Raw genomic sequence first — 23308 nt, 5'->3', positions numbered from 1 at the left:
AACTCACGCCGCTCACACCGATAAAAGGAGAGCCCGGACTCCGGGCGGTTATCTGATGCTCTATCGCCGTTTTGAACAACTGATCGACGTGTTCCGCGACGCCCCCACGGCATCCCCGCCGGATCGGGTGCTGCCCTTCTACACCTATTACCTCAAGCAGGTCTGGCCAAGTTTTGCCGCCCTGCTCACCGTCGGATTATTCGGTGCCTTGATCGAAGTGGCGTTGTTCAGCTACCTCAGTCGCATCATTGACCTTACCCAAGGTGCACCGAACCCGAACTTCTTTCAGGAGCATGGTCTGGAGTTGGCCTGGATGGCTGTGGTCGCGCTGATCTTGCGCCCGGTCTTTGTCGGCTTGCACGACTTGCTGGTGCACCAGACCCTGAGTCCGAGCATGACCAGCATGATCCGCTGGCAAAACCACAGCTACGTGCTCAAGCAAAGCCTGAACTTCTTCCAGAACGACTTCGCCGGCCGTATCGCCCAACGCATCATGCAGACGGGCAACTCGCTACGTGATTCTGCGGTGCAGGCAGTGGATGCGTTGTGGCATGTGCTGATCTACGCGATCAGCTCGCTGGTGCTTTTTGCCGAGGCGGACTGGCGCCTGATGATCCCCTTGCTGACATGGATCGCCGCCTACATCGGCGCGCTCTGTTACTTCGTGCCACGGGTCAAGGAACGCTCTGTGGTGTCCTCCGATGCACGCTCGAAACTGATGGGACGGATCGTCGATGGCTACACCAACATCGCCACCCTGAAGCTGTTCGCCCATACCAATTACGAGCAGCAATACGCCCGCGAAGCAATCGAAGAACAGACTGAAAAAGCCCAACTGGCGGGCCGCGTTGTGACCAGCATGGACATCGCCATTACCACCATGAATGGCCTGCTGATCGTCGGCACCACTGGCTTGGCCTTGTGGCTGTGGACGCAGTCGCTGATCACCGTTGGCGCGATTGCTCTGGCTACTGGCCTGGTGATCCGCATCGTCAACATGTCCGGCTGGATCATGTGGGTGGTCACTGGCATTTTCGAAAACATCGGCATGGTGCAGGACGGTTTGCAGACTATCTCGCAACCGGTCAGCGTCACCGATCACGAACAGGCCAAACCGCTGGATGTGGCCCGTGGCGAAGTGCGTTTCGAGCACGTGGATTTTCACTACGGCAAGAAGCGCGGGATCATCGGCGACCTCAACCTGAACATCAAACCAGGTGAAAAAATCGGTTTGATCGGGCCGTCCGGCGCCGGTAAATCGACCTTGGTCAACCTCCTGTTGCGCCTGTATGACGTCGAGGGCGGGCGGATTCTGATCGATGGTCAGAACATTGCCGAAGTCGGCCAGGAAAGCCTGCGCGCGCGGATCGGCATGATCACGCAGGACACCTCGCTGCTGCACCGTTCGATCCGCGATAACTTGCTGTACGGCAAACCGGATGCGACCGACGCCGAACTCTGGGACGCGGTGCACAAGGCCCGCGCCGATGAGTTCATCCCACTGCTATCGGACGCTGAAGGCCGCACCGGTTTTGATGCGCATGTCGGTGAGCGTGGGGTGAAGTTGTCGGGTGGCCAACGCCAGCGGATCGCGATTGCGCGGGTGCTGCTCAAGGACGCGCCGATCCTGATCATGGACGAAGCAACCTCGGCGCTGGACTCGGAAGTCGAGGCGGCGATTCAGGAAAGCCTGGAAACCCTGATGCAGGGCAAAACCGTGATCGCGATTGCTCACCGCCTCTCGACCATTGCGCGCATGGACCGGCTGGTGGTGCTGGAGAACGGCAAGATTGCCGAGAGCGGCACTCATGCTGAACTGCTGGCGCATCGCGGTTTGTATGCGCGGTTGTGGGCGCATCAGACCGGGGGGTTTGTCGGCATCGATTGACCTCCTGGCACTGATCGTTCCCACGCTCCGCGTGGGAATGCAGCCCGTGACGCTCCGCGTCCCTTGCGGCGCTACCACGCAGAGCGTGGGAACGATCAGCTAGCGGGAATTCAGGTTTGCCGATAGGGCAAGGCGGTTCTCGCCTCTTCGGCATAAGCCAGAATGCCCGCGCGCTCTTGCTGGAGAAAATCCTTCACCGCCGCTTTCAGCCCCGGATGGCGCAAGTAGTGCCATGAATGGGTGATCACCGGTTCAAAGCCGCGAATCAACTTGTGCTCACCCTGCGCCCCGGCATCGAAACGCTGATAGCCCTGGGCAATCGCGTAATCCATACCCTGATAGAAACACGTCTCGAAGTGCAGCCGGTCAAACTCGGCCAGACACCCCCAATAGCGCCCATAGAAACTGTCGCCACCGACCAGACTGAACGCCATCGCCACTGGCCGTGAGCCCTGTTTGGCCAATACCACGCGGATCGCTTCCGGCATGCGTTCGGCCAACAGGCTGAAAAATTCCCGCGTCAGATACGGCGTCTGCCGGCGCACCGCATAGGTGTTGGCGTAGCAGGCGTAGACGAAATCCCACTGCGCCTCGCTTAGCTCGCGCCCCTCCAGCCAGTCGAACTCAAAGCCGTGCCCCGCCACTTGCTCGCGTTCCTTGCGCATCTGCTTGCGCTTGCGCGAACTGAGCACGTCGAGGAAATCCTGAAAGTCGCGGTAGCCGCGATTCTGCCAGTGATACTGACAGCCGATGCGCTGCAGCCAGCCCGGTTGCTCGGCCATCGCCGCATCGGTGAAGGGGTCGGTGAAGTTGATGTGCGCGCTGGAGAGCTCTTCGATTTCCAGATAACCCGGCAGGCTCTTGAGCAGTTCGAAACCGTCTTCGACATTGGCCGCCAGCAAGCGCGGACCGCTGACCGGACTGAACGGCACGGCCGTCAACAACTTAGGGTAGTAATCGATGCCCGCACGGGCGCAGGCATCCGCCCAGCCATGGTCGAAGACGTACTCGCCGTAGGAATGCCATTTGCGATAACTGGGCAACGCGGCGATCAGCCGACCGTCTTCGACGTGCAGCAAATGCTCCGGTTGCCAGCCGCTGTGAGGGCCCACACTGCCGCTGTCTTCCAGCGCACTGAGAAAGGCATGGCGCAGAAAAGGCTGACTTTCCGGCACCAGCGCATCCCAGCTGGTCGAGGCGATTTGCGACAGGTTTTGCAGGCATTGCAACGGCATCAACAAGCTCTCCACAACAGGACTTCGGCGCCCGGCGAGTATCGCTGATTGCGCCCGTTTGCACACCCGCCATCGGCCGACAGCGCTCTAGATCAATCGTTCGGCGCGAATCAACAACGTCATCAACCTGCCATCACTGTGCCACTGCTCTGTCATAAACCATCGCGATACTGGCGCCTGTTTTTAGAGCGCCGGGTTCTAACCCGGACACTGTTTTCCGACGTTCAATGCGTCGGTTGTGCCCAGGATGGTTCAGCCATCCTCTCTCATCTTCGGAGATTGCTATGCGTCTTGCTTCCACGAAAACTGCGGCGGCCCTGTGCGGTGGCTTGTTGCTGGCCATGAGCGTTCCGGCCAGTGCTGCAGTCGACGCCAAACTGCTCGACATGCTCAAGGCTAACGGTTCGATTTCCCAGGCGCAGTACGTAGAACTGCAAACTGAACTGGCCAAGGATCAGAAGGCTCAGCAAATCGCGCAGCAGGCGCAGCAAGAGACCAACGAACAAGTCGCCGCCGTGGCGAAGAAAACCAGCGAACAAAGCGTCTTCGACCAGAAACTGGCGTGGGCCGCGAAGACCCAGTTCAAGGGCGACGTGCGTATCCGTCAGGAAACCATCAAGATCGACGGCGAGCCGAACAATGGCGGCCGCGACAAGGATCGTCAGCGCATCCGTGCCCGTCTGGGCGCCTACACCGAGATCAACCCGCAGGTCGACACCGGCATCCGCATCGCCACCGGCGGCGGCGACGATGCCCGTTCGACCAACCAGGACCAGGACAACTACTTCGACAAGAAGCAGATCTGGCTCGACCTCGGCTACATCGACTACCACCCGGATCAGATCAAGAACCTGCACATCATCGGCGGCAAAATGCTCCAGCCGTGGGTGAGCATGGGCGACGTGATCTGGGACAGCGACATCAACCCGGAAGGTCTGGCCGTTACCTACAAATATCCACTGGGCAGCAGCGCCGAACTGTTCGGCAGCCTGGGTAACTACAACCTCAAGGACAACGTTGACGGCGATGGTGTGCAATTCCGCCACGACCTGCGTTTGACCGCCGGCCAGTTGGGTAGCCGCTTCAACATCACCGACAACCTGAAACTGACATTGGGCGGCAGCGTCTACGCCTACCAGAACGATGAAGACAGCCGCTGCACCGGCACTTCCACACCGTGCGCACTGGCGGTCAACGGCAACTCGGCCGACAACGAATTCCGTCTCTATGAGGGCTTCAGCCAAGTCGACATCGGCGGTCTGCCGATGCCACTGTCGTTCTACGGCCAATACGTGAAAAACAATGACGCCGTGACCGATCAGGACACCGCGTGGCTGGTCGGCGCCAAGTCGAAAGTCTTCGGCCTGAACCTCGATTACAACTACCGCGACGTGCAGCGCAACGCCGTGGTCGGGGCCTTCACCGACTCCGACTTCGCCAACGGCACCACCGGTTCCCGTGGCCACAAGTTCAAGGTCGGTTACGACATCGACAAGAACTTCGCCATTGGCGCCACGTACTTCCTGACCAAGGCCGACTTCGCCAGCCGTGGTCAGCGTGACGCGGATGCCAACACCCTGCAGCTGGATGCGGAAGCCAAGTTCTAAGAAGACAGCGACAAGCTTCGAGCGACAAGCTGCAAGTAATGCTCCGCTTGTAGCTTGAGGCTCGCAGCTCGAAACTTTTAGCCCGATGCAGCAACAGCGATCCCCATCATCCGTTCGCTGGCGCAGCATCGGGCTGATTTTTTCAGCTTCGGTCTTTGCGGCGCTGCTCGGCCAAACGTTCGGCCAGGGCATCAACGCCTGCTTCAGGTGTCTGCGGCATCGCCTTCAATGTGGCCTGCAGAAATTTCATCTGCCGAATGAAGCGCCGGCAGTTGGGGCAGAACATCAGGTGATGGCGCACCATCAGTTTCTCGCGAAAGCTCAACTGACCATCGAGATAGTCACTGGAACGCGCGACTTGTTCCTTACAGGTCAGCATTCGCCGGTCTCCTCAAAATGCTCCACCGTGGCAAAGACTTTCAGCCGCGCACGGTGCAGCAGCACTCGGACATTGGAGAGCGAGATCTCCAGAAGATTACAGATCTCTTCCAGCTCCAGGCCCTGGCGTTCGCGCAACAGCAACACACTGCTTTGCAGTTCCGACAGGCTGAGCAGCGTGTGCTCCAGGCAATCGCGCAATTCATCTTCGGTGAGCAAGGCTTCGGGGGTGTCCTGGTGCCAGGCGAACGGCGCGATCAGCCAATGGCCGTCACCGGGCGAGAAGCGATCGTCATCGATGGTGCCATGGGGCGACGGCAGGTCATCGATCAGCACTTCGCGGCGATTTTGCTTGTAGCGACTCTTCGCCGAATTGGCGGTGATGGTCAGCAGCCAGGTCTTGAGACTGGAACGGCCCTCGAAGCTGCCGATATGGCGCACCACCGACAGCCAGGCATCCTGCACCACTTCTTCGACGTGGCGCTGGCCGACAATCGCATAAGCCACGGCGCGCATCGCACTTTGGTAGGTGCTGACGAGTTCCTTGAACGCCTTTTGCTCGCCGGCCAGCAGGCGTTCGAGCAGTTGGGTGTCGTCGGTTGCGGCCATTGGCGCCTCTTTTTCGTAGGGTCAAAAGCAAAAGATCGCAGCCTGCGGCAGCTCCTACAGGGATCAGTGTAGGAGTTGTCGCAGGCGGCGATCTTTTAACGCGTGATCAACGTTTACGCAGAATCACGCTGCCAATCGAGTAACCGGCGCCGAACGAACTCAGCACGGCCAGCGAACCGGCAGCGAGATCGTCCTGATGTTTGTGAAACGCAATCACCGAACCGGCGGAGCTGGTGTTGGCGTAGGTGTCGAGAATCACCGGGGCTTCTTCTTCGGTGGCTTCGCGGCCCAGCAGTTTGCGCACGATCAGGTGGTTCATGCTCAGGTTGGCCTGGTGCAGCCAGAAGCGCTTGACGTCGCCGACGTTGAGTTGGTTCTCCTGCAGATGCTCACCGATCAGCTCGGCAACCATCGGGCACACGTCCTTGAACACCTTGCGGCCTTCCTGCACGAACAGCTTGTCGCGGGCACCGACGCCCTCTTCTGCGGCGCGGTTGAGGAAGCCGAAGTTGTTGCGGATGTTGTTGGAGAACTTGGTCAGCAGTTTGGTGCTGACCACGTCGAACTGGTGCGGGGAGGTGGCGGTGTCAGCGCGCTCGATGATCACCGCAGTGGCGGCGTCACCGAAGATGAAGTGGCTGTCGCGGTCGCGGAAATTCAGGTGACCGGTGCAGACTTCCGGGTTGACCATCAGAATCGCCCGGGCCTGGCCGAGTTGCACGCTGTTGGCCGCTGCCTGAATGCCGAAGGTGGCCGAGGAGCAAGCGACGTTCATGTCGAAACCGAAGCCTTGAATGCCCAGGGCTTCCTGGACTTCGATGGCGATGGCCGGGTAGGCGCGTTGCAGGTTGGAGCAGGCAACGATCACGCCGTCGATGTCGGCGGCGGTTTTGCCGGCGCGTTGCAGGGCTTGTTCGGCAGCGCCGATGGCCATCTGGCACAGCACCGACCATTCGTCGTTGGACCGCTCCGGCAGACGCGGGGCCATGCGTTGCGGATCGAGGATGCCGTCCTTGTCCATGACAAAGCGGCTCTTGATGCCCGAGGCTTTTTCGATGAAGGCTGCGCTGGATTCGGTCAGGGCCTGGACTTCGCCGCTGGCAATGGCCTCGGCGTTGTCGGCGTTGAACTGCGCGACGTAGGTATTGAAAGACTGCACCAGCTCTTCGTTGGAGATGCTGTTGGCCGGGGTGTACAGGCCGGTGCCGCTGATGACGACGTTATGCATGGTCGTTTCTCTAATCTGTTCAGGCAGAAAGTGCTGGAACCGTCGTACCAACACACAAAGGGTCTATTCCCATCCGGGGGACGCAAACCTGGCATCGCTTTATTCCGCTGCGCGACATCGCCGAAGGCTCTGGGTCGCGAAACCGGCGTTTATGGTCGCGAAGTTTGCCATAAACGCGGGGTTTTGGCGCCTTTCTCAAGATCAACACGGATGATCGTTCTCACGCTCCTGCGTGGGAATGCAGCCCGTGACGCTCCGCGTCACTGGACGCGGAGCGTCCCCAGAGGCATTCCCACGCAGAGCGTGGGAACGATCAGCGTTACGGTTCGACCTGGCTCCACTGCTTGTTCAGGCGTTTGTCGGAAATCGGCGTTTTCGTGCCCAACTGCTGGGCGAACAGCGAGACCCGATATTCCTCCAGCCACCAGCGGTACAACTCCAGCTGCGGATCGCGTTTGCCTTCTTGGGCATGCTTGGCGGCGCGAGCCTGATATTGCGCCCAGAGACCCGCGAGTTCGCCGCTCCAGACGCGATCCTTCTGCACCTGCGCGCCAAGTTTCTCAAAACGCTGCTCGACCGCTTTCAAGTAACGCGGGATTTCTTTGAGCCACTGCATCGGGGTCTCCCGGACAAAGCCCGGATACACCAGATGGCTGATCTGTTGCTTGATGTCGTTCAGCGCCACGGCTTGCGCCAAATCGATCTTGCCTTTGAAGCGCTTCTGCAAACCGTGCCACAGCTTGAGAATCTCCAGCGTCAGCCGCGCAACCCGCTCGGCGTGCTCGGCCCAGCTACCGCGTTTGCGCTCGGCCAGTGCCGCCAACCCGGCGCCGTCGCGGGGCAACGGGTCTTCGCCTTCGAGAATGCAGCTGTCGAGGCTGGCCAGCAGAATGTCTTCGACCAGCGCATCGACGCGGCCCAATTCGCGATAGAGCAGACCCAACTCAGTCTGCCCCGGCAATTTGCTGCGCAGGAATTTCGCCGGTTCCGCCAGTTGCTGCATCAACAGCCGCTGCAACGCGCGACGGTGTTGGAATTCGGCTTCGGCCGGGGTCGAGAATCGCCCTTCCTTGACCGTACCGCCCTCTTCGACCAGTGCCGGATACACCGTCATCGACAGCCCGGCGATTTTTTGCTGAGTCTTTTCCGCGACCGGCGCGAAGACCTTGGCCTCCACCGGCTGCTGACTTTTCGCACTTTGCGGCACCGCCAACGCGGCCTGACTGGCTTCGGCAAACCGCGCGGTCAGCTCGGCCAGATCGCGGCCTTCGCCAAGGAACTTCCCTTGGCCGTCGACGATTTCCAGGTTCATCCGCAGATGCCCTTCGACGCCCTGTTCAGCCTCTGCCCACGCCTCATCGCTGACCCGTGCGCCGGTCATGCGCAACAGCTCACGGCCCAGCGCTTGCGGCAACGAGCCTTCGCCGAAGGTCATGCGCTGCAACGCAGCTTTGATGAAGTCCGGCACCGGCACAAAGTTTTTGCGCAGCGCTTTCGGCAAGTTGCGCACGAGGGCAATGCACTTGGCCTCGATCAGCCCCGGCACCAGCCATTCCAGACGCTCCGGCGGCAGCATCGGCAACAGCGGCGCCGGCACGCGTAGGGTCACGCCGTCGCGCGGGTGATTGGGTTCGAAGTGGTAGGTCAACGCCAGTTCCAGATCGCCGATGTGCAGCGTGTCGGGATAGTGCAGCGCGGTGACTTCACTGGCCTCGCGGGCCAGCACGTCTTCTTCGCGCATGATCAACAGCTGCGGGTCTTTCTGGCTGTTGATGCGGTACCAACTGTCGAAGGTCGCGGTCTGGTGAATCTCCGCCGGCAAGCGCGCGTCGTAGAACGCGTACAGGGTTTCTTCGTCGGCGAGAATGTCGCGACGACGGGCCTTGGCTTCCAGTTCGTCGAGTTGTTCCAGCAGTTGTTTGTTCGCGGTCAGGCACTTGGCTCGGGATTGAATCTCGCCGCGCACCAAACCTTCGCGAATAAACAGCTCACGGGACACCACCGGATCGATCGGGCCGTAATGCACCGGGCGACGACCGACCACGATCAGACCGAACAGAGTGATCTGTTCGAATGCCACGACCTGACCGCGCTTCTTCTCCCAGTGCGGCTCGAAGTGGTTTTTCTTGATCAGGTGCCCAGCCAGCGGCTCAATCCAGTCGGCATCGATCTTGGCGACCATGCGCGCGTAGAGCTTGGTGGTTTCCACCAGTTCGGCGGTCATCAGCCATTGCGGACGCTTCTTGCCGATGCCCGACGATGGATGAATCCAGAAGCGCCGCTGACGTGCGCCGAGGTAATCGCCGTCCTCGGTTTTCTGACCGATCTGGCTGAGCAGACCGACCAGCACGGCTTTGTGCAGTTTCGGATAATCCGCCGGCTCTTTATTCAGGCTTAACTGCATGTCGCGGCAGATCAGGCTCAACTGGCGATGGGAATCGCGCCACTCGCGCAGGCGCAAATAGTTGAGGAAATTCTTCCGGCACCAGTTGCGCAAAGGGCTCGCGGTCAGCGCCTGGCGTTGCTCTTCAAAACCACGCCACAGATTTACCAGACCGGCAAAGTCGGAATCGACATCCTTCCATTGTGCGTGGGCCTGATCAGCCGCCTGCTGACGCTCCGGCGGCCGCTCGCGAGGATCCTGAATCGACATCGCACTGGCGACGATCAACACTTCCTGCAAGCTGCCGAGTTTCGCCGCTTCGAGCAGCATGCGACCCATGCGCGGATCGACAGGCAGACGCGCAAGTTGACGACCGAGCGGCGTTAACTGACTGTTGCGATCCACCGCCGAGAGTTCTTGCAGCAGGTTGAAACCGTCGCTGATCGCCTTGCCATCCGGCGGTTCGATGAACGGAAATGCAGTGATCTCACCTAGGCGCAGATGGAGCATCTGCAAGATTACGGCGGCGAGGTTGGTGCGCAGAATCTCCGGATCGGTAAATTCCGGGCGTCCGTTAAAATCTTCTTCGCTGTACAAGCGAATGCAGATGCCCGGCTCGACCCGACCGCAGCGACCTTTACGCTGATTGGCGCTAGCCTGGGAAATTGCTTCGATCGGCAGACGCTGCACCTTGGCGCGATAGCTGTAGCGGCTGATGCGTGCAGTGCCGCTGTCGATCACGTAACGGATGCCCGGCACGGTCAGCGAAGTTTCGGCGACGTTGGTTGCCAGCACCACGCGACGGCCCGGGTGCGACTGGAAAATCCGCTGCTGTTCAGCCGGCGACAAGCGCGCGTACAGCGGCAGGATTTCAGTGTGTTTGAGCTGCGCCTTGCGCAGCATGTCGGCGGCGTCGCGAATCTCGCGCTCACCCGGCAGGAACACCAGCACATCGCCCGGACTGCGTCGTTCGCTGCGTTCATACGCGGCGACTTCATCGAGGGCGGCGAGGATCGCCTGATCCACCGTCAGGTCATCCTCGACGCGGTTGCCCTCCTCGTCCTGCTCCAACGTTAGCGGGCGATACCAGGTATCGACCGGGAAGGTACGCCCGGAGACTTCAACAATCGGCGCATCGTCGAAATGCTTGGAGAAGCGCTCCAGATCGATGGTCGCCGAGGTGATAATGACTTTCAGATCCGGACGACGCGGCAGCAGGGTTTTCAGGTAACCGAGCAGGAAGTCGATGTTGAGGCTGCGTTCGTGGGCTTCGTCGACGATGATCGTGTCGTAGCGTTCGAGGTAGCGATCATTCTGGGTTTCCGCGAGCAAGATACCGTCGGTCATCAGTTTGATCAGGGTGTTGGCATCGCTCTGATCTTCGAAGCGTACCTGATAGCCGACCAGCGAACCGAGCGGCGTGCCGAGTTCTTCGGCGACACGGCTGGCGACGCTGCGGGCAGCGATTCGACGCGGCTGGGTGTGGCCGATCAGACCGTGCTGGCCGCGACCGATCTCCAGACAGATTTTCGGCAACTGGGTGGTTTTACCCGAGCCGGTTTCGCCGGCGATGATCAAGACCTGATGCTTCTCCAGCGCCTTCTTGATTTCGTCGCGCTTGGCGGCAATCGGCAAACTGTCGTCGTAGCGAATCACCGGCAGGCTGGCCTTGCGCGCCAGCACCTGATCACAGGACGCCTGCATGCGCGTCACCCATTGAGCCAATTTGGCCTCATCGGGCTTCTTGCGCAGCTCAAGCAACTGCCGCCGCAGCCGGTGACGGTCGGCGAGCATGGCGTGGTCGAGGTTTTTCAGCAGTTTGTCGATGGAGGGCGATTCGTCGGTCATCGGGTACGCAATTCGGTCGTCTATTTGTGCAGGGGGCCGATTGTCGCAGATTTGCCTCCGATTGACCTGCTTCCCCTGTGTGATCGTTCCCACACTCAGCGTGGGAACGCAGCCAGGGACGCTCTGCGTCCCGGAAGCGGACGCGGAGCGTCCGGTGAGGCATTCCCACGCAGAGCGTGAGAATGATCAGGGACGGGTTATTCGTTATCGAGGCCTTTGCGGCGATACGGAAAGACATCAATGACTTTCCCCGCCCGAATCGCCTCCTGCAAACTCTTCCAGTAATCGGCGTTGTACAACTCGCCATGCAACTGATCGAACAACTTGCGCTGCCCCGAATCGGCGAACAGGAACGGCGGAAACTCTTCGGGAAACACATCCAGCGGCCCGATCGAATACCACGGTTCAGAGGCCATTTCGTCCTCCGGTGTACGCGGCGCGGGAATGTGGCGGAAGTTGGCTTCGGTCAGGAAACAAATCTCGTCGTAGTCATAAAACACCACGCGCCCGTGTCGGGTGACGCCGAAGTTTTTCAACAGCATGTCGCCGGGAAAGATATTCGCCGCCGCCAGTTGCTTGATCGCCAACCCGTAGTCCTCCAGCGCCTCGCGCACTTGGGCATCGTTGGCGTTTTCCAGGTACAGGTTGAGCGGGGTCATCCGCCGTTCGGTCCAGCAGTGGCGGATCAATACTGTTTCGCCCTCGACCGACACCGTCGACGGCGCTACGTCCAGCAATTCCTCAAGACACGCCGGATCGAACTTGCTCAGCGGAAAACGGAAATCGGCGAATTCCTGGGTGTCGGCCATGCGCCCGACACGGTCGACGCTTTTCACCAGTCGATACTTCTCGATCACCGTCGCCCGGTCGACGTTTTTCGACGGCGAGAAACGGTCCTTGATGATCTTGAACACCGTATTGAAACCCGGCAGGGTGAACACGCTCATGACCATGCCGCGCACACCGGGGGCCATGATGAATTGGTCGTCGGTGTTGGCCAGATGATTGATCAACGCGCGGTAGAACTCGGACTTGCCGTGCTTGTAGAACCCGATCGAGGTGTACAGCTCGGCGATGTGTTTGCCCGGCAAAATTCGCCGCAGGAAGCCGATGAACTCCGCCGGCACTGGCACGTCGACCATGAAGTACGAACGGGTGAACGAGAAGATGATCGACACATCGGCTTCGTCGGTGATCAACGCATCAATCTGAATCCCGCGCCCTTCGCGGTGCAGCAGCGGAATCACCAGCGGCCATTGTTCATCGCGGGTGTAGATCCGTCCGACCAGGTACGCGCCTTTGTTGCGGTACAGCACGGAGGAAAACAGCTCGACGGCCAGCTCCGGATCCTTGCACACCCAGTCCGGCAGGTTCTCGCGCAGTTGCGCTTCGAGGCGGCGCAGGTCGCCGGGCAAATCGGCGTAATCCTCGCTGAAACGGTAGTCGGCGAAGATGCTTGCGAGCATTCCCGACAACTGCCCTTGCGGCTTGTACGTGCGGGTTTGCGCGGCACGGGCCCGGCGCAGGCTCGGGCGCGTGGTGTGGATGAACATGCAGCCGTCGCTGATCAGGTCGTGGCTGAACAGCCCGCAGAAAATCGAGTTGTACCAGGTTTCGGAGAGCTCATCGTCGAAGCGCAGGTCGATGACGCTGATGTAGGCGCTTTTCACCAGCGGCCAGCAGCTGACATTCATCAGCGTCTCGTCATCGAAGTATTCGCGCAGGCGGGCGATGGTTTCGCCGACTTTTTCTTCGTAGAGGTTGATCCGCGCCGCTGACGCCGTCTGCGCTTCCTGCCAGCGCGCCTGCTCGAAGCGCTCGCGGGCGCCATCGGTGATCCGGCGGAAGTGCTCGCGGTAATCGTCAAAGCCATCGAGGATCATGCGGGCGATGTCGGTGGCTGGCCATTGCTGCGGCATAGAGAGACCTCGGCGTGCGTTTGGAAATCTGTGCCTGAGCTTAGTCACGGAACCGCAGGCAGGTGAAGTGCAATTTCGGCCAAATCAGCGGCAGGGTTGTACGCCGAAACAGTTTTTGCAAAGTTTTTTTAATCGACCGTTCGGTCAGTTTATCGCCTGTTCAGTCGCTGTCGCGGTCCGGCGCCAGCCTGCGGATTCTCTGGCTTTCGCTTCAAAAAGAGAGCGGACGGCTCTAGTCCGTGGTTTTGCTGGAAACACACGTCGCGTCAGCCAAGACTCCAGATTGGTCTTACCAAAATAGTGGCACTTTGATATACAGCCCGCCATCACCTCCCTTCACAACAAGATCCTCGCTCACGAGGGCAACCTCTCCCTCAAAGATCAAGGAGCACATTGATGTCTATCCGCAATCTGCGCATCGGTTTGCGCGCCAGTCTGAGTTTCGCCGTTTTGGCCGCATTGCTGGTGGCGGTCGGCCTGTTCGGCCTGGGCCAGATGAAAACCCTGCGCGAGAGTGCGGCGGTGATTGAACAGTCATGGATGCCGAGTATCGAGAGCATTCACGACGCCGCTGCGAACATTGCCAATATTCGCCTCGAATCCTTGCGCCTGATCACCAGCACTCAGCCTGCCGTGCGCGACAGAAGCAAAGGCATCATCAAGGCGCAGCGCGAAGAATTGCTCAAGCGCTTGGGCGACCACAAAACCCTGCTCACCAGTGATGAAGAAGGGGCGATGCTCGAGAGCCTGGATGCCAACGTCGCTAAATACATGAGCATCCTCGAGCAGATCATCGTCCACATCGACGCCGGGCAGAGTGAACAGGCCTACACGCGCCTGAACAATGAACTGGCGCCGCAGGGAACCCTGCTCGACAAGGCCCTGGAGCAGATGATCACCTTCAATCAGCAAGGCGCAGATGACGCCGCCAGGTCGGCCGCCACGGCGTACGAGCAAGCGCTGTGGATTGTCGCGGCGATCATCGTCATCGCCTTGATTGCCACCCTGCTGCTGGCCTGGCTATTGACCCGCAGCATCACCACGCCGATCAATCAGGCGCTGAACGTGGCGCGGCGCATTGCCTCCGGTGACCTCAGCGGCCAGATCGCCAGCAGTGGCAAGGATGAAGCCGCGCAGTTGCTCGATGCGCTGGCCGAGATGCAGGGTAATTTGCGTTCGACCATCCGTGGTATCAGTGAATCAGCGCAGCAACTGGCGTCCGCTGCCGAGGAAATGAGTTCGGTAATGGAACAAAGCACTCGCGGCCTGCAACAACAGAATGACCAGATCGAACAGGCGGCCACCGCCGTCACCGAAATGAGCACAGCGGTGGACGAAGTGGCGGCCAATGCGGTGTCCAGCGCCGAAGCATCCGAAGCGTCCAATGAAGACAGCAAACATGGCCATGTGCAGGTCAGCGAGACCATCAGTTCGATTCAGGAATTGGTCAGCGCCGTGCTCGGTGCCTCCGAGCAAGCGGAAGGCCTGGCCACTCAGGCCCAGGACATCAGCAAAGTGCTCGAAGTGATTCGTGGCATCGCCGGGCAGACCAATCTGCTCGCCCTCAACGCAGCCATTGAAGCGGCGCGGGCCGGTGAGGCTGGACGCGGATTTGCGGTGGTCGCCGATGAAGTGCGCTCGCTGGCGCAACGCACGCAAAACTCCACCGAAGAAATCGAGCTGATGATCAGCAGTATCCAGCACGGCACCAGTGCCACCGTCGGCGCCCTGCAAAGCAGTGCCGAGCAGGCTGAACATACCTTGCGTCGAGCCAATAGCGCCGGCCAGGCATTGGAGAAAATCACTGCCTCGATTTCGCAGATCAACCAGCGCAACCTGGTCATCGCCAGCGCAGCCGAGCAACAGGCACTGGTGGCCCGCGAAGTCGATGAAAATCTGGTGAACATCCGCGATCTGTCGACGCAAACCGCCGCGGGCGCGACGCAGACCTCGGCGGCGAGCCAGGAGCTGTCGCGTCTGGCCGTGGATCTCAACGGGCTGGTCACACGTTTTGTGATCTGAGCCAGTTCAATGCCCGATTAGCGGTTGCCTTCGACAGGGCGCTCGGCAACACTCTCGTCCCGATCAAGGAAGGAGCCCGCCGTGAGCCCTGTCGATATGTTCCGTATGTTGTCGCTGGCTGCCATTTGGGGCGCGAGTTTTCTGTTTATGCGAGTGATTGCACCGGTGATCGGCTCGATCCCGACCGCGTTCTTTCGCGTGTCGATCGCCGCCGCCGGGCTGCTGGTAATCCTCGGCCTGATGCGTATCAGCTGGGATTTCAAAGGCAAATTGAAAACCGTGATGCTGCTCGGCGTGATCAATTCCGGGCTGCCTGCAACCCTCTACTCAGTCGCCGCGCAAGTGCTGCCCGCCGGTTATTCGGCCATCTTCAACGCCACCACACCGTTGATGGGCGTGCTGATTGGCGCGCTGTTTTTCAGTGAAAAACTCACTGTCGCCAAGTTCAGCGGCGTGTTTCTCGGCCTGTTCGGCGTCGGCGTGCTGACCCGCGCCGGTCCCGTTGCGTTCGATCTGCAATTGCTGATGGGCGCCCTCGCCTGCCTGCTGGCGACCACCTGCTACGGTTTTGCCGGGTTCCTCGCGCGGCGCTGGCTGGACCACGCCGGCGGACTCGATCCGCGCCTGTCGGCACTGGGCAGCATGCTCGGGGCGACGTTGTTCCTGCTGCCGCTGTTCGGCTACAGCGTCATCACCACGCCACCGGTTAGTTGGGGCGGCTGGAATGTCTGGCTGTCGCTGCTGGGTCTGGGTCTGGGGTGCACGGCGTTTGCGTACATCATTTATTTCCGCCTGCTCAGCTCGATCGGCCCGGTGAAATCGATGACCGTGACCTTCATGATTCCGCCGTTCGGCGTGTTGTGGGGGGCGTTGCTGCTGGATGAGCCGTTGTCGATGGCGCATGTGTATGGCGGCGTGTTGATTGCGGCGGCGTTGTGGCTGGTGGTGAAGCCTTCGCGGGCGACAGTCCGCTAAGCGCGGTACACGGATTGCAACGATTTGGGCGATTGGCCGGTAGCGACGGATGCTCGAGAGCCGAATAGGCTGTTGAGCAACGGCTACACCCACTGATGGGGAGACATGGAATGCTCGAAATCACATGCCAAGAGAACGGACGTATTTGCGGTATCAGGTGTACAAATCACAGGCCAGGAAACAGGCAGGTGTCGTTACTCACCGGATGCAGTTTCATGAAGGAACAGATTTTTCGAAAGTCCGCTTCGAACCTATCGATGCCTTAGCACTAAGCGCATTTGAGCTTTGGGAGAATCCGCATTTTTGCTGGCGAGAGATTGCCGCATGGAAGTCACGAGAACCCTTGTCCCTGGATATCGCAATCTGGTTTGAAGATCAGCTATGCGGACTGTGCTTCGCCAATCCGAACAAAAGCCGTCAGAGAATTCGAATTGTGCGATTGGAGGGACGGCCCGAAGCGCCTCACCCGCTTAAAAAGCGTATTGCAATTTTGGCGATGATGGCCATTGATGAGTTTGCGCAAATATTCGGCAGTAAGTGCATTGAAGTCCAGGAGCCGCTACAAGGAGCAATGCCCGTTTATAAGGAACTCGGCTTCAAACTTGATTTGGAAGGCCGCCTTGTCCTCGCAGTAGAGAGTAAAGTATCGTGAAAACTGTTCAAGTAATGATCAACGAGGGCGGAAGCATGCGTAAATCCGTGAAAAAATCCCCCACGAAGAGAAGATCAATCAAAACGGACGAAAAGCTTATCTCCTCTGAGCTATCAACCAATCAGCAGCGCTTTCTTCAGTTGCTGATCACAGGCATCGAAGACGAACCCGACGTTCTCGCTGGACGGCGCTGACTCGCAGCCAATAAAAACCGCTCACAAGGAGCGGTTTTGTATCGCCTGATCAGCCTCAACCAAACAGCCAATAACCCAGCAACGTCAACACCACCACCGCCAGCACCGGGCGCAACACGCGGTAGGCCTTAGGGTGGCGACGCTTCCACTGTTTGACCACGCCGCTGAACTTGTCGCTGAAGTTCTTGCTCCAGGCGTAGGCCTGATTGATCCCGCCGACACGTTCGTCATCGAGGTTTTGCGGTGCGGTTGCACGGCCGAGGAACGCACTGATAGAGCGGTTGATGCGGGTCATCAGACGGTTTCGCAGTGGACGCTCGACGTCGCAGAACAGGATCACCCGAGTCTTTTCGGTTTCGTTCTTGACCCAGTGCACGTAGGTCTCGTCGAACATCACGTCTTCGCCATCACGCCAAGCGTAAACCTGACCGTCGACGAAAATTCGGCAGTCGTCGGAATTCGGCGTCGACAGGCCCAAGTGATAACGCAGGGAGCCGGCAAACGGATCGCGGTGCGGGTTGAGATGGCTACCGCCCGGCAACAGCGCAAACATCGCACCTTTCACGTTGGGAATCGCACTGACCAAGGCCACGGTTTTCGGGCACAGGGTTTCCGCCGATGGCAGCGGTTTGTCGTACCACTTGAGGTAGAAACGCTTCCAGCCCTTCTTGAAGAACGAACCAAAGCCGGCATCGTTATTCTTTTCAGCGGCGCGAATGTAGCCCTCGTCGAACAAGTGCATGGCCTCGTCGCGAATGGTTTCCCAGTTATCGCGCAGCACATCCAGTTCCGGAAACTTGCTGCGATCCAGATACGGCTTGGACGGCACGCCGGAAAACAGGTACATCAAAGCGTTGTAGGGGGCGAACAGTGCCGAGTGGTTGACGAACTGACGCAGCACCGGCAAACGCGCCTTTCCGCGCAAATGCACGTAGAGGATGCTGCCCACGAACAGCAGCAGCACCAACACCTTGGCGGCTAACGAAACGGTCATCAACGACTCCTTGAATAAAGACAACGCTGCGCAATGCCGTTCACTGGGCATGGCAGCCGGCCATGATAAACATTACCGGCCTCGGGCAAAACCCGCTGAAGCCAAGATTCAGTGTTAAGCATTGCGCAACAAAGCATTTATTAACATAACGATCCTGAACCCTGGCTGACCTGAATCAACAGGATTTACTGCTGATTCTCTTGTTCGGTGAACAGATCGCTGAACAACATGCTCGACAGATACCGTTCGCCTGAGTCCGGCAGAATTACCACAATGGTCTTGCCCTGCATTTCCGGGGTCTCGGCCAAACGCACCGCGACAGCCATCGCCGCACCGCAGGAGATGCCGCACAAAATCCCTTCTTCCTGCATCAGGCGCAGCGCCATGGCCTTGGATTCTTCGTCGGTCACCTGCTCGACCCGGTCAACCATGGCCAGATCAAGGTTTTTCGGCACGAAGCCCGCGCCGATACCCTGAATCTTGTGCGGGCTCGGCTTGATCTCTTCACCGGCCAGCGCCTGAGTAATGACGGGCGAGGAAACCGGTTCAACGGCCACCGAGAGAATCGGTTTGCCCTGAGTATTCTTGATATACCGCGAAACGCCGGTAATGGTTCCGCCTGTGCCAACGCCCGCGACCAGTACATCCACCGCGCCATCGGTATCGTTCCAGATCTCCGGGCCCGTGGTCTTTTCGTGAATGGCCGGGTTGGCCGGGTTGTCGAACTGCGCCGGCATGAAATATTTGTCGGCATCACTGGCGACAATCTCGGCAGCCTTCTCGATGGCGCCTTTCATGCCTTTGGCCGGTTCAGTCAACACCAGCTCGGCGCCCAATGCCTTGAGGACTTTGCGGCGTTCAATGCTCATGGACGCCGGCATGGTCAGCATCAATTTGTAGCCACGCGCGGCCGCGACAAACGCCAGGCCGATGCCGGTGTTGCCGGAAGTTGGCTCAACGATGGTCATGCCCGGTTTGAGTTTGCCGCTGCTTTCGGCGTCCCAGATCATGTTCGCGCCGATCCGGCACTTGACCGAATAACCCGGGTTGCGCCCTTCGATCTTGGCCAGGATGGTCACGCCACGCGGCGCAATACGGTTGATCTGCACCAGCGGTGTGTTACCGATGGAATGGGCGTTGTCAGCGAAAATACGGCTCATGGCTGGGTCCTTATGCAGCGTTGAATTCAGCCTTCCAAGGTAAGCCTGTTGCCCATCACAGTCCAGTCGGGTCGAACGTCTGTGGTCGCCGACAGTCAATCGCTTTACATCGTTGGGGAATTATCGTCATGAAGCGTCGCTACAGTTGGCCATTGTGGACTTTCGCCGGAATCGTGGTGCTGCTGATCGCCTTGCACATCGCCCTGCCTTACATGGTGCGCGACTACCTGAATGGCAAGCTTGCGGACATGGGTGATTACCGTGGCCAGATCACTGACGTCGATCTGGCCCTGTGGCGCGGGGCCTATAAGATCAATGGCCTGAAAATCGTCAAGGTCGACGGCAAAGTACCGGTGCCGTTCGTCAATGCACCGCTCATAGATCTGGCGGTCAGCTGGCACTCGCTGTGGTACGACCACGCGGTGGTCGCACAGGTGAGATTCGTCAAACCTGAAGTGAATTTCGTCGACGGCGGTGCCAACAAACAGAACTCCCAGACCGGTCAAGGCACCGACTGGCGCGAACAGCTGGGCAAGTTGCTGCCCATCACCCTAGACGAGGTGCAGATCAGCGACGGCAAAATCAGTTTCCGCAACTTCAACTCCAAACCGCCCGTCAATATGAACGCCACTAACGTCGAGGCGAGCATCTACAACCTGACCAACGTCGTCGACAAAGAAGGCAAGCGGGATGCCCGCTTCGAAGGCAAAGCCCTGCTGCTGGGCCATGCACCGCTGGAAACCACCGCAACATTCGATCCGTTGAGCAACTTCGAAGACTTCGAATTCCGCCTGCGCGCCAAAGACATCGAACTCAAACGCATGAACGACTTCGCCTCGGCCTACGGCAAGTTCGATTTCAACGCCGGCCACGGTGACGTGGTCATCGAAGCCAAAGCCAAAAAAGCCCAAGTCAACGGCTACATCAAACCGCTACTGCGCGACGTTGAAGTGTTCAACTGGCAACAGGACGTGGAAAACAAAAACAAAAGCATCTTCCGCTCAGTCTGGGAGGCATTGGTCGGTGGCACTGAAACGGTGCTGAAAAACCAGACGAAAAACCAGTTCGCCACCAAAGTCGAACTCAGCGGCAATGTGCATCAGCAAAATATCAGCGCGTTCGAAGCGTTTTTGCAGATTTTGCGCAATGGTTTCGTACAGGCATTCAATGCGCGGTATGAGCGGCCCAAGCCGGATGCGGGTTAGGGTTTGCGGTTTACGGTGTAACGACCGCAATCCTCTGCCGCTAACGTTGAATTCTGCTGCAGTGAATCCCAGCCTAGACAGGCCAGCGCCAGGGATCGGGGTACTGCCTCACGACCGTTGCTGTAGCGGCTGATACTGCGAGCACTAACACCTAGCGCTTCGGCTGCCTGATTGAGTGACAGGCCGGTTCGAGCACGCCAATCAATGAAAATCCGAGTGTTTTCATCAGCGGCATTCTGAGCCAGCGCATCCATATAAAGCGTGTCTGCACCGATCTGTATATCGGGTTCACACCATTCGACCGTCCAGCCGTCGTCGTCCATGGTGGCAGTCGCAAACACTTCGGCATCGAGCAACGGTTGCAGACCGGGATAAGCGTGAATATCACGGTCCAAATCAAGTGTCAGTGTCTGGCCATCAATAAAAGTCAGTGCCAAGCGAAAATTTGACAGCGCCTGCACAGCCGCCAGACGAGGCCTTTTCATGGGTAACATCGTTTCCAGTCCTCCAGAAGTTGCGCCTGATGCGAGGCAATCCACGCCAGCGCTTCTTTGATAACCAGTGGCGGCGCCCTACCCGTCATAACTTCAACGGTCTCAAGGCTAAGCATCACATCTACTCCACCACCGATCAGGTGAACGTGGGGCGGCGGATGATCCTTCTCGCGCAACTGAATGCGGTATTTGTCGCGAAATCGGTATTTAGTCGTCATGCCTGAGAGGCTATCGCCAAATCGGCGATACCTGAATACTGGCCATGCGCCGAGACTGAGTCAACATGTGACGCCCCATTCAGAGACTGAATAAGTCGTCTGCGTTCACAGTCGACCGGCCTGCGCGTTATAGTCGGGCATCCGATTATTTCGCCCCCGCCCTGCCCGTTCAGGTCGGCGTTACCGTTCGAGGATTAGCAGATGAAGTTCGAAGGCACCCAGGCCTACGTCGCCACCGATGACCTGAAGCTGGCGGTCAACGCCGCCATCACCCTGGAGCGGCCGCTGCTGGTCAAGGGCGAGCCGGGCACCGGCAAGACCATGCTCGCGGAGCAACTGGCCGAATCGTTCAATGCCAAGCTGATCACCTGGCACATCAAGTCCACCACCAAGGCCCATCAGGGTCTGTACGAGTACGATGCGGTCAGCCGTCTGCGCGACTCGCAATTGGGCACTGAAAAAGTCCACGACGTGCGCAACTACCTGAAGAAAGGCAAGCTCTGGGAGGCTTTCGAGTCCGAGGAGCGGGTCATTCTGCTGATCGATGAAATCGACAAGGCCGACATCGAGTTCCCGAACGACTTGCTGCAAGAACTCGACAAGATGGAGTTCTACGTTTACGAGATCGACGAAACGATCAAAGCCAAGAAGCGCCCGATCATCATCATTACCTCGAACAACGAGAAAGAGCTGCCGGACGCCTTCCTGCGCCGCTGCTTCTTCCATTACATCGCCTTCCCGGACCGCACCACCCTGCAGAAAATCGTCGACGTGCACTACCCGGACATCAAGAAGGACCTGGTCAGCGAAGCGCTGGACGTGTTCTTCGACGTGCGCAAAGTGCCGGGCCTGAAGAAGAAGCCGTCGACCTCGGAACTGGTCGATTGGCTGAAGCTGCTGATGGCCGACAACATCGGCGAAGCGGTGCTGCGCGAACGTGATCCAACCAAAGCCATTCCACCGCTGGCCGGTGCCTTGGTGAAGAACGAGCAGGACGTGCAATTGCTTGAGCGCCTGGCGTTCATGAGCCGTCGCGGTTCTCGCTAAGAGGCTGATGCCATGTTGCTCAACCTGTTCAATGAAATGCGCGCAGCCAAGGTGCCGGTGTCGGTGCGAGAGCTGCTCGACCTGATCAACGCGCTGAAACAGCGCGTGACCTTCGCCGACATGGATGAGTTCTACTACTTGTCGCGGGCGATTCTGGTGAAGGACGAACGCCATTTCGACAAATTCGACCGTGCGTTCGGCGCCTACTTCAATGGCCTGGAAAAACTCGACGATCACCTGCAGGCGCTGATTCCCGAAGACTGGTTGCGCAAGGAATTCGAGCGTTCACTGAGCGACGAGGAACGCGCGCAGATCCAGTCCCTTGGCGGCCTGGACAAGCTGATCGAAGAGTTCAAGAAGCGTCTGGAAGAACAGAAGGAGCGCCACGCCGGTGGGAACAAGTGGATCGGCACTGGCGGCACCAGCCCGTTCGGCTCCGGCGGTTTCAACCCGGAAGGCATTCGGGTCGGCGATGCCGGCAAACGCCAGGGCAAAGCGGTGAAAGTCTGGGATCAGCGCGAGTACAAGAACCTCGACGACTCGGTGGAGCTGGGCACGCGCAACATCAAGGTGGCCCTGCGTCGCTTGCGTAAATTCGCCCGCCAAGGCGCGGCGGAAGAGCTCGACATCGACGGCACCATCGACCACACCGCCAAAGATGCGGGCCTGCTGAATATTCAGATGCGCCCCGAGCGCCGTAACACCGTGAAGCTGTTGTTGCTGTTCGACATCGGCGGCTCGATGGACGCCCACGTGAAGATCTGCGAGGAGTTGTTCTCGGCCTGCAAGACCGAGTTCAAGCATCTGGAGTATTTCTACTTCCACAACTTCGTTTATGAGTCGGTGTGGAAGAACAACATGCGCCGCACTTCCGAGCGCACTTCAACCCAGGATCTGCTGCACAAGTACGGCGCCGACTATAAGGTGATTTTCATCGGTGACGCCGCCATGGCGCCTTATGAAATTACCCAGGCCGGCGGCAGTGTCGAGCATTGGAATGAAGAGCCGGGTTATGTGTGGATGCAGCGTTTCATGGAGAAGTACAAGAAGCTCATCTGGATCAATCCGTATCCGAAAGATACGTGGGGATATACCTCGTCGACCAATATCGTGCGGGATTTGATTGAAGATCAGATGTATCCGTTGACGTTGCGCGGGCTTGAGGAAGGGATGCGGTTTTTGTCCAAATGACGACCAGATCGTTCCCACGCTCCGCGTGGGAACGATCAAGTGAGCTGCACCGGGCGGCGTT

At 59.0% G+C, this 23308-nt stretch carries 19 protein-coding genes; 9 read left to right on the top strand and 10 right to left on the bottom strand.

What is annotated here, in order from left to right; all coding sequences use genetic code 11:
- Nucleotides 1-55: 55 nt before the first annotated feature.
- Nucleotides 56-1888: an ABC transporter ATP-binding protein gene (locus ACQ4OE_RS24820; RefSeq protein ID WP_122591771.1), complete on the top strand. Its 1833-nt coding sequence runs from the start codon at nucleotides 56-58 to the stop codon at nucleotides 1886-1888.
- Between the two features lie 110 nt (nucleotides 1889-1998).
- Here ACQ4OE_RS24820 and ACQ4OE_RS24815 read toward each other — a convergent pair whose 3' ends face one another.
- Nucleotides 1999-3123, bottom strand: a complete 1125-nt coding sequence (locus ACQ4OE_RS24815) for a GNAT family N-acetyltransferase (RefSeq protein WP_430948235.1) — start codon at nucleotides 3121-3123, stop codon at nucleotides 1999-2001.
- Nucleotides 3124-3407: 284 nt separating this feature from the next.
- On the opposite strand from ACQ4OE_RS24815, the gene ACQ4OE_RS24810 reads away from it, so the two are divergent.
- Entirely contained in the window at nucleotides 3408-4730 is a 1323-nt protein-coding gene (locus tag ACQ4OE_RS24810; protein ID WP_430948234.1) for a putative porin, read from the top strand.
- A gap of 142 nt (nucleotides 4731-4872) precedes the next feature.
- On the opposite strand, the gene ACQ4OE_RS24805 is transcribed toward ACQ4OE_RS24810, so the two are convergent.
- The 5 genes from ACQ4OE_RS24805 to aceK form a co-directional block, all read right to left on the bottom strand.
- Nucleotides 4873-5109, bottom strand: coding sequence for an anti-sigma factor family protein (locus ACQ4OE_RS24805; protein ID WP_430948233.1), 237 nt, complete (start codon nucleotides 5107-5109; stop codon nucleotides 4873-4875).
- Nucleotides 5103-5717: an RNA polymerase sigma factor gene (locus tag ACQ4OE_RS24800; protein ID WP_158954088.1), complete on the bottom strand. Its 615-nt coding sequence runs from the start codon at nucleotides 5715-5717 to the stop codon at nucleotides 5103-5105. The genes ACQ4OE_RS24805 and ACQ4OE_RS24800 overlap by 7 nt, the downstream gene beginning before the upstream one ends.
- Nucleotides 5718-5823: 106 nt before the next feature.
- Complete coding sequence (locus ACQ4OE_RS24795) at nucleotides 5824-6945, bottom strand: beta-ketoacyl-ACP synthase III (RefSeq protein ID WP_430948232.1); 1122 nt, start codon at nucleotides 6943-6945, stop codon at nucleotides 5824-5826.
- A 319-nt stretch (nucleotides 6946-7264) separates the two neighbouring features.
- Entirely contained in the window at nucleotides 7265-11176 is a 3912-nt protein-coding gene (gene hrpA / locus ACQ4OE_RS24790) for an ATP-dependent RNA helicase HrpA (RefSeq protein WP_430948231.1), read from the bottom strand.
- Nucleotides 11177-11373: 197 nt separating this feature from the next.
- Nucleotides 11374-13095, bottom strand: a complete 1722-nt coding sequence (aceK, locus tag ACQ4OE_RS24785) for a bifunctional isocitrate dehydrogenase kinase/phosphatase (RefSeq protein ID WP_122591758.1) — start codon at nucleotides 13093-13095, stop codon at nucleotides 11374-11376.
- A gap of 396 nt (nucleotides 13096-13491) precedes the next feature.
- Between aceK and ACQ4OE_RS24780 the strand changes: the two genes are divergently transcribed.
- From ACQ4OE_RS24780 to ACQ4OE_RS24765, 4 genes are all read left to right on the top strand, one after another.
- Nucleotides 13492-15117: a methyl-accepting chemotaxis protein gene (locus ACQ4OE_RS24780; RefSeq protein ID WP_430948230.1), complete on the top strand. Its 1626-nt coding sequence runs from the start codon at nucleotides 13492-13494 to the stop codon at nucleotides 15115-15117.
- Nucleotides 15118-15198: 81 nt separating this feature from the next.
- Entirely contained in the window at nucleotides 15199-16092 is an 894-nt protein-coding gene (locus ACQ4OE_RS24775; RefSeq protein ID WP_430948229.1) for a DMT family transporter, read from the top strand.
- A gap of 205 nt (nucleotides 16093-16297) precedes the next feature.
- Nucleotides 16298-16744 (top strand): hypothetical protein, encoded by a 447-nt coding sequence (locus tag ACQ4OE_RS24770; RefSeq protein WP_430948228.1) that lies wholly within the window; start codon nucleotides 16298-16300, stop codon nucleotides 16742-16744.
- Complete coding sequence (locus ACQ4OE_RS24765) at nucleotides 16741-16938, top strand: hypothetical protein (protein WP_430948227.1); 198 nt, start codon at nucleotides 16741-16743, stop codon at nucleotides 16936-16938. Before ACQ4OE_RS24770 ends, ACQ4OE_RS24765 begins: the two co-directional genes overlap by 4 nt.
- A gap of 55 nt (nucleotides 16939-16993) precedes the next feature.
- On the opposite strand, the gene ACQ4OE_RS24760 is transcribed toward ACQ4OE_RS24765, so the two are convergent.
- Nucleotides 16994-17932, bottom strand: coding sequence for an aspartyl/asparaginyl beta-hydroxylase domain-containing protein (locus ACQ4OE_RS24760; protein WP_122591749.1), 939 nt, complete (start codon nucleotides 17930-17932; stop codon nucleotides 16994-16996).
- A gap of 185 nt (nucleotides 17933-18117) precedes the next feature.
- Complete coding sequence (gene cysK, locus ACQ4OE_RS24755) at nucleotides 18118-19092, bottom strand: cysteine synthase A (protein WP_122591748.1); 975 nt, start codon at nucleotides 19090-19092, stop codon at nucleotides 18118-18120.
- 128 nt (nucleotides 19093-19220) lie between these two features.
- Between cysK and ACQ4OE_RS24750 the strand changes: the two genes are divergently transcribed.
- Nucleotides 19221-20297: a DUF748 domain-containing protein gene (locus ACQ4OE_RS24750; RefSeq protein ID WP_430948226.1), complete on the top strand. Its 1077-nt coding sequence runs from the start codon at nucleotides 19221-19223 to the stop codon at nucleotides 20295-20297.
- On the opposite strand, the gene ACQ4OE_RS24745 is transcribed toward ACQ4OE_RS24750, so the two are convergent.
- The gene (locus ACQ4OE_RS24745; protein WP_430948225.1) at nucleotides 20294-20791 is read right to left on the bottom strand and encodes a DUF2442 domain-containing protein; all 498 of its coding nucleotides are present in this window, start codon (nucleotides 20789-20791) and stop codon (nucleotides 20294-20296) included. The two genes, ACQ4OE_RS24750 and ACQ4OE_RS24745, sit on opposite strands and share 4 nt — an antisense overlap.
- The gene (locus ACQ4OE_RS24740) at nucleotides 20779-21009 is read right to left on the bottom strand and encodes a DUF4160 domain-containing protein (RefSeq protein ID WP_430948224.1); all 231 of its coding nucleotides are present in this window, start codon (nucleotides 21007-21009) and stop codon (nucleotides 20779-20781) included. Before ACQ4OE_RS24740 ends, ACQ4OE_RS24745 begins: the two co-directional genes overlap by 13 nt.
- 201 nt (nucleotides 21010-21210) lie before the next feature.
- On the opposite strand from ACQ4OE_RS24740, the gene ACQ4OE_RS24735 reads away from it, so the two are divergent.
- Entirely contained in the window at nucleotides 21211-22056 is an 846-nt protein-coding gene (locus ACQ4OE_RS24735; protein WP_008085923.1) for an AAA family ATPase, read from the top strand.
- Between the two features lie 12 nt (nucleotides 22057-22068).
- A complete protein-coding gene (locus ACQ4OE_RS24730) occupies nucleotides 22069-23247 on the top strand; it encodes a vWA domain-containing protein (protein WP_007911295.1) in 1179 nt (392 codons plus the stop codon).
- Nucleotides 23248-23308 lie beyond the last annotated feature (61 nt).

The organism is Pseudomonas sp. WC2 (assembly GCF_050586545.1).
Lineage (GTDB): Bacteria > Pseudomonadota > Gammaproteobacteria > Pseudomonadales > Pseudomonadaceae > Aquipseudomonas.
This window is presented reverse-complemented; position numbering and strand designations above follow the sequence as displayed.

Bases quoted from the DNA above. Each gene is read 5' to 3' on its own strand.
- ACQ4OE_RS24820 (WP_122591771.1), top strand. From the start codon at position 56: ATGCTCTATCGCCGTTTTGAACAACTGATCGACGTGTTCCGCGACGCC.
- ACQ4OE_RS24815 (WP_430948235.1), bottom strand. From the start codon at position 3,123: ATGCCGTTGCAATGCCTGCAAAACCTGTCGCAAATCGCCTCGACCAGC.
- ACQ4OE_RS24810 (WP_430948234.1), top strand. From the start codon at position 3,408: ATGCGTCTTGCTTCCACGAAAACTGCGGCGGCCCTGTGCGGTGGCTTG.
- ACQ4OE_RS24805 (WP_430948233.1), bottom strand. From the start codon at position 5,109: ATGCTGACCTGTAAGGAACAAGTCGCGCGTTCCAGTGACTATCTCGAT.
- ACQ4OE_RS24800 (WP_158954088.1), bottom strand. From the start codon at position 5,717: ATGGCCGCAACCGACGACACCCAACTGCTCGAACGCCTGCTGGCCGGC.
- ACQ4OE_RS24795 (WP_430948232.1), bottom strand. From the start codon at position 6,945: ATGCATAACGTCGTCATCAGCGGCACCGGCCTGTACACCCCGGCCAAC.
- hrpA (WP_430948231.1), bottom strand. From the start codon at position 11,176: ATGACCGACGAATCGCCCTCCATCGACAAACTGCTGAAAAACCTCGAC.
- aceK (WP_122591758.1), bottom strand. From the start codon at position 13,095: ATGCCGCAGCAATGGCCAGCCACCGACATCGCCCGCATGATCCTCGAT.
- ACQ4OE_RS24780 (WP_430948230.1), top strand. From the start codon at position 13,492: ATGTCTATCCGCAATCTGCGCATCGGTTTGCGCGCCAGTCTGAGTTTC.
- ACQ4OE_RS24770 (WP_430948228.1), top strand. From the start codon at position 16,298: ATGCAGTTTCATGAAGGAACAGATTTTTCGAAAGTCCGCTTCGAACCT.
- ACQ4OE_RS24760 (WP_122591749.1), bottom strand. From the start codon at position 17,932: ATGACCGTTTCGTTAGCCGCCAAGGTGTTGGTGCTGCTGCTGTTCGTG.
- cysK (WP_122591748.1), bottom strand. From the start codon at position 19,092: ATGAGCCGTATTTTCGCTGACAACGCCCATTCCATCGGTAACACACCG.
- ACQ4OE_RS24750 (WP_430948226.1), top strand. From the start codon at position 19,221: ATGAAGCGTCGCTACAGTTGGCCATTGTGGACTTTCGCCGGAATCGTG.
- ACQ4OE_RS24745 (WP_430948225.1), bottom strand. From the start codon at position 20,791: ATGTTACCCATGAAAAGGCCTCGTCTGGCGGCTGTGCAGGCGCTGTCA.
- ACQ4OE_RS24740 (WP_430948224.1), bottom strand. From the start codon at position 21,009: ATGACGACTAAATACCGATTTCGCGACAAATACCGCATTCAGTTGCGC.
- ACQ4OE_RS24735 (WP_008085923.1), top strand. From the start codon at position 21,211: ATGAAGTTCGAAGGCACCCAGGCCTACGTCGCCACCGATGACCTGAAG.
- ACQ4OE_RS24730 (WP_007911295.1), top strand. From the start codon at position 22,069: ATGTTGCTCAACCTGTTCAATGAAATGCGCGCAGCCAAGGTGCCGGTG.